This window comes from Pseudomonas sp. NPDC047961 (assembly GCF_050272435.1).
Classification (GTDB): Bacteria; Pseudomonadota; Gammaproteobacteria; order Pseudomonadales; family Pseudomonadaceae; genus Stutzerimonas.
In genome coordinates, this window is record NZ_JBNNMD010000003.1 from 1 (window position 1) to 11,245 (window position 11,245).

Annotated in this window: 10 protein-coding genes; 5 read left to right on the forward strand and 5 right to left on the reverse strand. The window is 54.5% G+C overall.

The annotated features are described in order from the left end of the window. The first annotated feature begins 224 nt into the window (after positions 1 to 224). Genes ACQKIK_RS10730 through ACQKIK_RS10750 form a run of 5 tightly spaced genes read left to right on the forward strand, consistent with a single transcriptional unit; the run spans position 225 to position 4,245 of the window. Complete coding sequence (locus ACQKIK_RS10730; RefSeq protein ID WP_499135911.1) at positions 225 to 551, forward strand: hypothetical protein; 327 nt, start codon at positions 225 to 227, stop codon at positions 549 to 551. Then, positions 548 to 877 (forward strand): hypothetical protein, encoded by a 330-nt coding sequence (locus ACQKIK_RS10735; RefSeq protein ID WP_499135913.1) that lies wholly within the window; start codon positions 548 to 550, stop codon positions 875 to 877. The genes ACQKIK_RS10730 and ACQKIK_RS10735 overlap by 4 nt, the downstream gene beginning before the upstream one ends. Continuing rightward, positions 831 to 3,503: a MobF family relaxase gene (gene mobF, locus ACQKIK_RS10740; RefSeq protein ID WP_499135914.1), complete on the forward strand. Its 2,673-nt coding sequence runs from the start codon at positions 831 to 833 to the stop codon at positions 3,501 to 3,503. The genes ACQKIK_RS10735 and mobF overlap by 47 nt, the downstream gene beginning before the upstream one ends. After that, entirely contained in the window at positions 3,478 to 3,957 is a 480-nt protein-coding gene (locus ACQKIK_RS10745; RefSeq protein WP_499135916.1) for a hypothetical protein, read from the forward strand. The genes mobF and ACQKIK_RS10745 overlap by 26 nt, the downstream gene beginning before the upstream one ends. Beyond that, positions 3,958 to 4,245: a hypothetical protein gene (locus tag ACQKIK_RS10750; protein ID WP_499135917.1), complete on the forward strand. Its 288-nt coding sequence runs from the start codon at positions 3,958 to 3,960 to the stop codon at positions 4,243 to 4,245. Positions 4,246 to 4,283: 38 nt separating this feature from the next. Here ACQKIK_RS10750 and ACQKIK_RS10755 read toward each other — a convergent pair whose 3' ends face one another. From ACQKIK_RS10755 to ACQKIK_RS10775, 5 genes are all read right to left on the reverse strand, one after another. Further along, a complete protein-coding gene (locus ACQKIK_RS10755; RefSeq protein WP_499135918.1) occupies positions 4,284 to 4,643 on the reverse strand; it encodes a hypothetical protein in 360 nt (119 codons plus the stop codon). A 51-nt stretch (positions 4,644 to 4,694) separates the two neighbouring features. Then, positions 4,695 to 6,749, reverse strand: a complete 2,055-nt coding sequence (gene brxL / locus ACQKIK_RS10760) for a protease Lon-related BREX system protein BrxL (protein WP_499135919.1) — start codon at positions 6,747 to 6,749, stop codon at positions 4,695 to 4,697. Next, on the reverse strand, positions 6,733 to 9,354 hold the full coding sequence (pglZ, locus tag ACQKIK_RS10765) for a BREX-1 system phosphatase PglZ type A (protein WP_499135920.1): 2,622 nt from the start codon (positions 9,352 to 9,354) through the stop codon (positions 6,733 to 6,735). The genes brxL and pglZ overlap by 17 nt, the downstream gene beginning before the upstream one ends. A gap of 136 nt (positions 9,355 to 9,490) precedes the next feature. After that, positions 9,491 to 10,423: a nucleotidyl transferase AbiEii/AbiGii toxin family protein gene (locus ACQKIK_RS10770; RefSeq protein WP_499135921.1), complete on the reverse strand. Its 933-nt coding sequence runs from the start codon at positions 10,421 to 10,423 to the stop codon at positions 9,491 to 9,493. Continuing rightward, complete coding sequence (locus ACQKIK_RS10775; protein WP_499135922.1) at positions 10,413 to 11,177, reverse strand: type IV toxin-antitoxin system AbiEi family antitoxin domain-containing protein; 765 nt, start codon at positions 11,175 to 11,177, stop codon at positions 10,413 to 10,415. Before ACQKIK_RS10775 ends, ACQKIK_RS10770 begins: the two co-directional genes overlap by 11 nt. Between the last annotated feature and the right edge of the window lie 68 nt (positions 11,178 to 11,245).

Here is an 11,245-nt window from a genome sequence, read left to right on the forward strand (position 1 = left end):
AGACTTATCCACAGTTGCTGGTAACAAAATCAGCAATCCGCCCTGGGTCAAATTTCAATCGGCAGGGTGGGTCAATTTTCCATCAGCGCCAACAATCTAACACTGCTGCACCTTCTTCGAAGGTTGCACTAGCGTCAAATCCAAACCCACAAATAACTATTGCACAAGCTCATGCCCATATGCCTCTACTAATAATGTAGTAGGCATATTCAATGAGGCATGTTATGAGAAAAATCTACAGCCAGAGCATAGAGAGCCATGCGAACCAAACAGCATTGGATAATCTAGCCAAATCCCTTGGCATCGCTCAAAGCCGTGTTCTTGAAAGAATAATTACGTCGATTGATGTTGACGATCTTGTAGCCATTATCACTCGCCGATTCTCTTTAAAAACAGCCAGTGTAATCCAGCTAGATCGCGCTACAGCCCAGGTTATTCAGGATCAAATAGCTCGCTCAATTTCCTTGTTGAGCTCCAGGGTCACTGATGCCGCGAACGATGGCGTAAGGGCCGGCTTGATATCGATCCTCGATCTTGAGGATCAAATATGAGCATTTTCACAATCGATAAATTCAACACGGAAGACATCCAAGCGCGTGCCGAATACCATGAAACCGGAGAGGAGATAACTCATAAATCATCAGGTGCTGAAGACTATTACTTCAAACTCGATGGTGACACCCTACTGGCTGCTTTTGTTGGCAACGGATCAAGCGAACTTAAACTTGGTGCCAGACCAAAGAACGGGGACTATAAAGCCCTTATGTCTGGCATCAATCCAAGGACGGCGAAATCATTTTGTAGCAAGACAAGGCGAACTCAGCTAAGTAATGAGAACCGAGCGCTGGCCGGATTTTCTACATCTTTTCGTCGATAAGTCGCTATCACTGTTGTACGCCACACTTCCCCGCGATCAGCAAATGAAATTTGAGCGTGCAATGATGGAAGCCACCGGTCGAACCATCTTGCACCTCGAAAGTCGTGGCATCTTCGCTTACCGCACTGGCGCACAAGGCAGCGAGACTCATCCGGGCGAAGTCGTGGCAGCGACTTATCTTCATTTCACGAATCGCAACCAGGAGCCGCACCTTCACGTGCATGCAGAGTTTCCGAATCTGGTTCTCGGCAGCGACGGCCAATGGAGAACGTTGGATGCCCGCGAGCTATACCGCCGCCAAGTGGAGATTGCCGCTCTGTTTGATGCCAGCCTTGCCAGCATCCTGCAACGCGATCTCCCAGGAGTCGCCAATCTTCTTGAGTGCGTCCCTGAACGCAGCGGCCTGGTCGTCGCCGGCATTGATCACAGCACAATCATGCGTTTTTCCACACGCCGCCAAGAAATTCAGAATGCTCTGAAGGCCATGGGGGCATCAGGCGCTGACGCGGCACGAGCAGCCGCGAAAAGAACTCGCCAAACCAAAGCCGGGGTTGGAGGGGAAACGTTGCGAGAGGAATGGAAATCCTGCCTGGCTGACCTGTCACCCGAGCCTGGAGATCTCACGCCAACTACGCTGCTCGCCGCCGAAGCCCTGGTATTCAAGAACAACTCTGTCTTTAGACATCACGATCTCGACCGCGCTGTCGCCATGCTGAGCATCCTGCATGGCGGTATCGGATCACTCTCCGAGATTGAGTCCGCCGTCTCCCAGCAACTGGGAGTTGTGCGCCTGCCGGACAGCCCTGGTGAGGACTCATATTTCACTACTGAAACCTTCAGGCAGCTCGAAGTCGATCTGCTGCGCTTTGCTCGCAAAGCTTCAAGACATAGGCAGCGCTTCACCCTCTCCGACCTTCAAATTCAGCAAGCATTGCGGCAATGCGAACGGGAGAAAGGATTCCCCCTTCGTGATGAGCAGGTTCAGGCCATGCTGCATGCCACCGATGGACGCCAAATCGCAATCATCCAGGGTGCTGCGGGCACTGGAAAGTCCGCATCACTGGCCGCGTTCAAAATTGCCTATAACGCTGCTGGGCATCGCGTACTCGGCTTGGCTCCATCAGGGGCAGCTGCGGCCGAGCTGCAAAAAAGCGCCGGTATTGACTCGCAAACCATCCATGCGCTGCTCATGCGCCTGGAGAGCGATAACGCCAGAAAACCATTTACCTTGACCAACCTGGACGTAATCGTGCTGGATGAAGCAGGCATGGTGGATACTCGCACGCTGCATAAACTCCTTGGCCATATCGAGGCTGCGGGAGCCAAGATTGTGCTAGTAGGAGACTCTAAACAGCTTGAAGCTGTTGGCTCGGCATCCACACTTCATATGCTAACCCGGCACCTCGGCGCAGCGCGGCTTGAGCAGATAGCCCGCCAGCGTAGCGCTGAAGATAGAGGTATCAGCCTGGCCTGGTTTTCCGATACACAGGATGCCCCTGCAATGATGCAACGACGCGGATTGCTTCGCGGAACCAGCCCCGAGCATCCATCCCCCCTTGAACGAATGCTCAACGATGCCGCGCAGATACACAAGGCTGGCACTGACTGGAGCGAAATCCTCCTGCTGGCTGATCGCAACAGCCATGTAAACCAGCTCAATCAGCGCGTACGGGAAATACGCATGGCACATGGCGAGCTGGACGAATCTGCCGAAAAGGTTATCCAGGTGAGCAATGACAGAGGGTATTCCCGACAGCTTGCGCTCTGCCCAGGCGACCGGATCATGCTGCGCAAAAACGCAAAGCTTGGTCAGACGCCAGTGTTCAATGGAGACCGAGCGACGGTCACCCATATCGAGTGTCACGAATCGGGTAATGATGAAGCACAGTTTAAAACGCTTGTGTATGTCCGTCTGGATCGTTCAGGCACTGAAATCTGCTGGCATCTCAGCGACTACGACAGGCTCGATCACGCTTACGCCATGACCGTTCACAAATCCCAAGGGCTTACCGTCGAGCATGCGTTCTACCTAGTCAGTGAAACAACCGACCGCCGTTCTGCCTACGTCGCCTTCACACGCGCCAAGACCGCCTGCCCGTTTTACCTGTCCCCGGAGTGCGAATCCGCTTTCGCGAATCGGACGAGTCTCTTCAAAGCGAAAATGACAGCGCTCGATGCAGATCCAGAAACGAAGCGGCGGACGCTCCAGACGCCCATCCGCACAGATGACCCTACTATTAGAGCGCAGCAGCCAAAAATAAAGGAGCTGCTGGAGAAAGCAGGCGTTTACTTTTCTTACACTGGGACGCCGGAAATCCTTCGGTCTGCTGCCCCTGATGCGTTAGCCATGCAAATTAGGAGCCGACCGGCCTACCGGCTTCAAACCCGCTCACGAGCAAAGCTCGACCTCCTGCTTCAACGCCTGCGGGAACGTTTGAGCACCTTCAAGTTGGCAGCGAAAACTATTCTCAAGAGTAGGTTTTTTCCTGAGAAACCTGAATCACTCGGTGAAGCTGATGCACAAACAAGGCTCCACTCTCGTGAGACCCAAGGTTGCATATTGCGATACAACCTTCAGCCGGGCAGCCAGAGGAGCGCGCATGATGCGTCTGTACCTGGATACTGAGTTCACCCAACTGAACCGCTTTACCTACCGGCTGATCAGCCTTGCGCTGGTTTCCTCGGACGGTCAGGAGTTCTATGTCGAGCTTGCAGATAATTGGACGGAAGACGAGTGCTCCGACTTCACCCAGTCCATCGTTTTGCCCCAGCTCGATTTGCTTCAACATGGTAGAAGCACAGAACAAGCCAGGCTGGACTTACTCTCGTTTCTCCGCTTGGTTGGCTCAGCTGAAATCATCAGCGATGCCATAGCCTGGGACTGGCCGTTGCTCCTCTGGCTGGCAGGGTCATCAGGCCTCCCTGAAGGTATTGAGGCTGGGACTTTTCCAGCTGCGATCCAGAGCGATACCGAAGAGCTCGACGACGCTCCGCACCATGCACTTTTAGACGCTAGGCAACTAGCCGAAACGATAGAGCGTCACATCCACTGCTCCAGCCCCTGGGACAGGAATGAATAGATGACAGTCGCCCAATTGATTCAGTTGCTACAGCAATTTCCCGACGACATAGCGGTGCTCGTGGAGGGCTACGAAAACGGCTACGACCCGATCCACTCGCTATCCATGCAAGAATTGGCCGGGGTTCAGAATGCCGCTGATTATGATGGGCTCTTCGACACCCCGAACAACCTTGTGATGGAGATTCCGGGCGAGAAACTGACAGGCATACGAGCCATGGCGCGGAAGGAAAACGGGGAGCGGCTGAGTTGCATGGTGATCGCAGGGCTTCGGGGGCAAAAAAGATAGCGTCGCGGTATCAGACGGCAAAGACTCAAACTCGGTCTCTACTGCCCGGTAATCATGGTCAGGATACCGGGACTGAGTACCTCCAAACGCTTTGCCAGCACACGAAGTAGCTCAATATCGAGCTTTTGAGCCCAAGCCTCGTCATAACTCATCAGAAAGATATCACCACCACCTTGATAGAACGCTATCAAGTCTGGCTCCAACTCAGGGCTAAGCCAAAGCAGTACCCGGTCATTGAAATGCCACTTTCTACGTCGAGGCAGATGCGAAGCTACGAGGGGCTTGAGCCGCTCGGAGAGCTCAAACGTAAGGGGAAAGCAGTCCCCTGAAAAGCCATAGCTGAGGCGCATTTCAGTAACTTGGATTACTGCTGGCCTTGTGTAATGCCCCTTACCCATTGCTTCTCCAAGCCCTGTCATCCCTGCCGAAATAGCCAACTAAATCGGTAATTAGCTCACCCCAAGTGCCTTGAACGCAGCATCCACCGGATCGCTGTAGAAACTGGTTTGGAACTTAGCAAACAGCTCGCCAGGTACGGTTGGGATGTCCGTCACACTGGCCATAGGCAGGAGGATGCGTTTCGCACCGGCATCGAAAGCCACCTGCATGCATGCAGCCAGGTTCTCCACTGGCACTACGTTTCCACCCAGGCTCATGTCCCCCAGCACCACCATCTGCGCTTGCAGTGGCCGCTGCATCAACGCTGAGCAGTAGGCGACGAAACCTGCGAGGGTCAATGCTTTGGGTGCACCAGTGTTATGAAGCTCGACGGCATGCAAGTGGTAGTCGTGATCGCCTACTTTTGATGCTGCGCTCACGCGATTGATATTGGCTTTGAAGTAGTCGAACGCAACCTTCAACGCTTCTTTCGCGGATGAGCTGGTTCCAAGGCCGGACATATTCAGCTTGCCGCTACCGGCAGTGATCTGGGTTTCCAGCCGGTAGAGCCCCAGGTGCCCATTGGCTCCGGTCGACACCAGATGCATTGCCCCCGGTTTACCTTGCCCTTCGGGTATCAGCCCGCCCCCGCCCTGCTCCGGCACGCTGATGAACGTCTCTTCCAGAGTGTCGGCGTCGATGTACGAGAAATGCACATCGAAGAACTCCATGCCGCCAATTTTCTTCAGCTGCTCCTTCACCCGGCGACGGGTCTCCAATGCGTACTCAACGCAGCGACGTACAGCTTCACGGTCATAGTCAGCACTTGGATGTAAGAGCTTCAGCAAGCCAGAGACCGTCCGGCGCACAGCGATGGTGTCACGCTGATTTAGGTTGTTACCCAGCTTGAAGAAACGGTCGATGGCATCCGCAAAGTTTCGCTTGCGCATCTCGCGCATGAACTCGGCCAGGTAATCGGTGATCAGGCCGTAGCGATTAGTGAAAAACTCAGGGCGCATCTTCGGCACCTCCCAGCCTGGAATGTAGGCATGGAAACGGTCGAAAAACGCAGAGTCGATCATCGCGCTTGGAAACGGTGCCAGTAGGTGGCTGGTCTTAACCAAGGTGTCCACCGGTTGGTTGATGTTGCCGACAAACATCATGCTCGCAGAAGCTGAGATGGAGTCACGTCCACGGGCGAAGGAACCCGAAGCCATGTAATCCTTCATGATCTGGACGCCGTCCTTGTCCTTGAACGAGATCCCTGCCACCTCATCGAAGGCCACCACATCCCACATCCCGACCAACCCTACCTGCCTGCGCGACATGTTGTAGAAGAGGTTGGCAACGGTGGTCTGGCCACCGGAAACCAGGATGCTGTTCGGGCTGACTTCCTTGTAAATGTGGCTCTTACCTGTGCCCCTGGGGCCAAGCTCGCAGCAGTTGTAGTTGTTCTCGACGAAGGCAATCATCCGGGTGAGCAGATGCCACTTCGTGCGCTCGTTGAAATGAGCTGGCTCCATGCCCGTTGAGCGGAGCAGCACATCAATCCACTCACCTTCACTAAACGCCTTGCGCGCCTCCAACAACGCATCCATGTCCATGTTCGGCATCTGGATGGGCTTGAGGTCATGCACCGTGAAAGGCGAACCTTTGGCCCCCTCCTCGAAGAAGTAATTCAAGGTCACGATGCACCAGATACCGCCAGCAAGGAGCTTCTCAAAGTCCTTGATGAAGCGACTGGGGATCTCCGCATCTTTGACGCCCAGGTTCATGAATAGCGCCTGGTAGATGTCCCGGCGCTCGTTCAGGCTGACTGAAACCTTGTCGATGATTTTGAAACTGCCGCGCTCGCGGATCTTCGACTTAACCTTTTCGGCCTCGTCGGGGCGAACGTAGTTTTCAGCAAGGATGCGCTTTACGGTTTCCAAGCCATCGGCAATGACCTCTTCGTTGTCCGAGGCGCAGTACATGCCGAGCAGATACTCAAGCACGTACACAGGTACGTTGATGCCTTCTTTCAAACGCTTGGTCAGATCCTTGCGCACCACCTTGCCGGTAAAAAAGCGGTTAAGCAGTGCGTCGAGATCCAGATCAAGAGTGCCGCTATCAGAAGTCAAAGTCATTGCTAATCGCCAGGTTGATACGGACGTCAATTCGGAACTGCTCAACGTCAGTTTCTGCGTCAAGCAACTTAAAGAAATAGCGCTCACTGGAAGAGAACGGACGGTTCAATAGCGTCAGAATCACCTTGCGTTGGCGCTGGTCAAGATTCTGTGAGTCGCTATCCAGGGAGACCAGCTCCACCGCTGATACCGCCTCTCCAGCATCATCATATAAACCTACACGCAGCACCGCCGGAAGTACCCGCTCGGAGACTGCCTCCGTCTGCAACAGGTTGAACACATAGCGGTTGGTGGTGATGGTGAAGTTGTTACCAAGCACCGTGACCTGCGCCTTGCGCACTGCCGTGTCTTTGGCCTTCTGGCCGCGCACCTGCTGCACCTTGAGCACCGGCACAGCCACTTCCTGCAACGCAGCTCCGCCATGAATAAACCGTGCGCCACCGACAAAGTGGAAACGGTTCACCCCGCGTGGCGACCAGAACATCATGTCATCGCTGATGCCTGCGGTGTCCCGGATGTAGCCAGCATGCACCTGGTCGCAAATGCCCAGATTTCGACCAATCAGATAGCGCTTTTTCGAGACCACAGCTCCAGAGGGCTTGGTGACCAGCTTGCTCTTATCTAAAGCCTCAAGCGCTGAATCCTGGAACAGGAAGCCGTGATCCGCTGTAACCACCACCCGATGACCGTTGAGATTATTGATGATGCGACTAATGATGGACTCCAGCTCTTCAATGGCATCGCGACAAGCACTGAAGGTGCTGCTCTCAGTGCTGGCGGTATCGCCAACCGCATCAATCTTGTTGTGATAAATGTAGATAACACGGTACGGCTTGATTAGCTCTCGCCCATCGGTCTTGTTCATGGTCAGGAAGTCTTCGGCACGCAGGGCCAGACCATTCACACTGGCTAGAATCTTGTTACGCGCCTCAAGACCATCACTGCTCAGTCCATCCACCTGAACCAAGCCCGCATCGGTATAGCTCAGTGACTTGTGCGGCAGCAGGCTGGCCATACCGAGCTTGGTGTAAGACGGCAGAACACCCAGTTGGCTGCTCAGTTCTGCGGCGAACCGGTACTTACCATTGAGCGAGTCACTCAGCTCCTGAGCCACCTCATAGCGCAGCGCGTCGCTAATCACCACGAACACCCGGCGATCCTCGCCCCCCTTCAAATAGCGATCCACCTGCTCGGCATAGAAATTTTGCTGATTGGGTACATCAGGCAATTGCCACTGTTGCAGCAGACCGCCATCGACGAAGCTGCCCCACTTCTGAGCCAGTGGTTGCAGGAAGCCGTTTAAGTAGTCCTGCTCAACCCGCGAGGTCAACGGGGACAGGGCATCCGGACTGCGCGCGTACACAGCATCAGCGGCTTCGTGATACATCCGATAGAGCTGATCGAAACGATAAAGCTCACCAGTATAGGCGCTGTAGCAGGCCTCAGCGGAGGCAAACGAAAAACCACCGGCGTAACGCAGCTTCAGCTCGAACAGTTCAGATGCTGCAATCAGCGAGCGATAGTATGCGTACCACACCGAACGGTTGGCGTCCTCGTTATCTGGCCAGCGAGGATTGGCCCAGTAATCATCCATGCGCCGGCTAGCCATATCACGCAATTTCAGGCCAACCGCTTCGCTGGTATTAGAGAGCACGGCATCTCGCAAACGCTCGGCAATCTGACGCTCAACATCCACAAAGGTACTGACGGCCATCAGTGCCTCCAAAGGCACCTGAGCCAACAACTCTGTCGGGCGCAAATCTGCCGCCACTCGCCTGGACAAGCGATCATAAGCACGCTGTCGCAACGTGCTATCGCGCCACTGCGACAAGAAGACCGCGACATTTGCAGCGCGTGAAGGGTTGAGCTGAAGGGCCTTGAGGCTGGTCGGGGCCTGGGTATGCAAGGCATGCCCGATGTCAGTGGCAAACAACCGCACAAGAAAGTGGCGCAGAGAAGGCTCACCATGCTTATAGCCGAACGCCTGCAACATCAGCTGCCAGAACACCGGTTGCATATCGAACTTAGAGATCGACTCCCACAGGGGATTAGTCTCCAGCTCTTCAGCTTCGGCCAAGGTGGCGAAGATAGCCGTGAGCACTGCAAACAATTCAGCCTGCTCAACCTTCCCCAGTACCGCGAGGATCTTCAGATCTAGCGCTGCCTCATCGTCATCCGGATTGAGCAGTCGCTGGATCTTGGCTACCCGATCTTTACTAGCGAAGAACGCACTACGCAGCTTCAGGTGCTCACGCAAACTGTGCTGACGCAGTCCTAGTTCTTGCAAGAGCATGGACGTACGGTCCGCTGCAAATGGCGCGGCATACAATCGAATATCCAGCAACCAATCCTGCTCTGGCTCGGGGCGATGACTGTCTTCGTAAATAAGGAAAAGGCCACTCGGATTCAGCAACTCGACCTGTTGCTTGATCGCCAACGCTGGCGTCACCGAGCGGCGCAAAACCTGAACATTCTGCAATGTCAGCGCTTCCAAGGTCTCGCGGAACTCGCCCTGCGGATCTTCCCACCAAACCACTCGGCTGACGGCAAACTGCTGCTGTAGGCCGTCGATGATCCGTTCGATTTGTGCAGACTGCTCAAACATCAATCACCGCCTCCAGTGGGTTTATAAAACCCACCTAAAATAAACTTTCAGTGCTTTTTTAAAACAAAAAATAAACCAACCGTACAGGGATGGATTTCCAACCGGTGCTTTTTGAGGAGCTTTGAACCACGGAGATTTACTGGCCAGACTTCACCATCAAACGCAGTAAAACCTGTTCCAGTCGAGCCAAGGACTCTGCGCGCTTACCTTCAGCCATGGCGCGAATATTTGTAAGTTTCCAGTTAACGGCTGGCAGCTCTGAAATACCAGCCAGATCGAGCAGCGACCAGTCGGGCTGGCCACGTTTAAGTGATAACAAAAACGCGACATCCCGATGCGCGATCTGCGCTCGGATAGCATCCATTAACGCGACCTGAGTGGCTTCAAGCTGCTCCAGACCCACAGGCTCGCGTGTCATGCCAGAAAACTCAGCCTGATAGATCTGCTTCAGTGGTTTCCAGCGGGGCTCCAACAAATCGGCCATCGGTCGGCCATGGCTGATTAGATACACGAGGAAACCTTCAAAGATTTCCCGCGTCAGTCCCTCCTCCCTGAGCATCAGCATCACATCAAACAGATCACGAGGATGCTGACGGTCGAGTGCAGCGCAGATTTTACCTCCGTAGAGATCCGGCAAAGACACGACCGGCATACTGGCAAAGCCAAACTCATCCTCGACTTCTGCGACCACATCCCGCTGCACAGGCAGATGCACAGTACCGCGCAGCACCGGAGAAACCTCGACTTTGATCTGCGCCGTTGCTGAGCGCACAAGAATGCGCAGCTCATCCGGTCGATTGGTTTGCAGAGTGGCTTTGGCGCCTGGGATGCCCCGCCCGGCGGATGCTGCAATACGCCCCAGTGCTGCACGCGCGTCATCTAACGCTTCTTGTCGTGAAGCATTCGGCAAATAAGCCAAGTCGATATCAACCGAAAGACGGGGCAAATTGCGCACGAATAGATTGATGGCGGTTCCGCCTTTCAATGCAAAACAGTTTTCCACCGCGACCAGGGGGAGCGTCTGCACTAAAAGACGAACCTGGGCGGCATAACGAGCATCAAGAGGCATCAGCAAACTGCTCCGGCACCGTAATCAGAAATTGCTTGTCCAGACACCCACCCGCAATTAGCTGCCGTTTGCCAGTACCCAGGTCGACACGCGTCAAATCGAGACGGGAATACCAGGCATGCCCAGAATGGCGTGCCAGCAACAGAAACACCCGCTTCACACGTACTGAGCGACAGGCCTCCAGCAAGCGTTGTAAACGCCTGGGGCTCAGTGTCGCCAAACCGTTTAGCAGCTCCGCTGCCGAACTGAACAATGCCTCATCTTCACTGGCGTGGATCAGCTCAAGTACCGCCCGCTCAGGACAGGAAATCTGCAACTCGAACTCGCGATGAGCAGGCTTAAAGGTTTGCCAGGCAGCGGAATCCAGCTCGCTGAAAAGATTGGCCGCAATGCAGCGAATCGACACCTCCCACTTATGTTCAGCAAACCAGCCAGGCAGTCTTAAGCCAGGGGAGGCAAACAAAGTCACCACATCCTCGCCTAGCGGCAGATAGTGGCTATAGCCTTGCAAAGCAAGGGCAGTTTGGCCGCCCGGCCAGACTTTCAAGAGGCCGTCCTGCTGCAAGCCAAATACGCCTCCCAGCCAGTCGACGCTATCGCCACGACGCTGCCAGGCACCATGGCCAATCCGCTCAATCCAACCGGACTGCTGGTACTTACGCGCAAGGCTGCTGCCAACACCGTGCTGGTGTAACCAGCTCTGAGTGGCAATAACTCCAGAGGGCCAGTCTGCAATCAGGTGGTTTATTTTCACGCAAAAAACCTAGCAGATTGATCATCTAATTGAAAAATTATAAACCACCACATCATTACCGCAAGCTA

Bases quoted from the DNA above. Each gene is read 5' to 3' on its own strand.
- ACQKIK_RS10735 (WP_499135913.1), top strand. From the start codon at position 548: ATGAGCATTTTCACAATCGATAAATTCAACACGGAAGACATCCAAGCG.
- ACQKIK_RS10770 (WP_499135921.1), bottom strand. From the start codon at position 10,423: ATGCCTCTTGATGCTCGTTATGCCGCCCAGGTTCGTCTTTTAGTGCAG.
- ACQKIK_RS10750 (WP_499135917.1), top strand. From the start codon at position 3,958: ATGACAGTCGCCCAATTGATTCAGTTGCTACAGCAATTTCCCGACGAC.
- ACQKIK_RS10755 (WP_499135918.1), bottom strand. From the start codon at position 4,643: ATGGGTAAGGGGCATTACACAAGGCCAGCAGTAATCCAAGTTACTGAA.
- ACQKIK_RS10745 (WP_499135916.1), top strand. From the start codon at position 3,478: ATGATGCGTCTGTACCTGGATACTGAGTTCACCCAACTGAACCGCTTT.
- mobF (WP_499135914.1), top strand. From the start codon at position 831: ATGAGAACCGAGCGCTGGCCGGATTTTCTACATCTTTTCGTCGATAAG.
- brxL (WP_499135919.1), bottom strand. From the start codon at position 6,749: ATGACTTTGACTTCTGATAGCGGCACTCTTGATCTGGATCTCGACGCA.
- pglZ (WP_499135920.1), bottom strand. From the start codon at position 9,354: ATGTTTGAGCAGTCTGCACAAATCGAACGGATCATCGACGGCCTACAG.
- ACQKIK_RS10730 (WP_499135911.1), top strand. From the start codon at position 225: ATGAGAAAAATCTACAGCCAGAGCATAGAGAGCCATGCGAACCAAACA.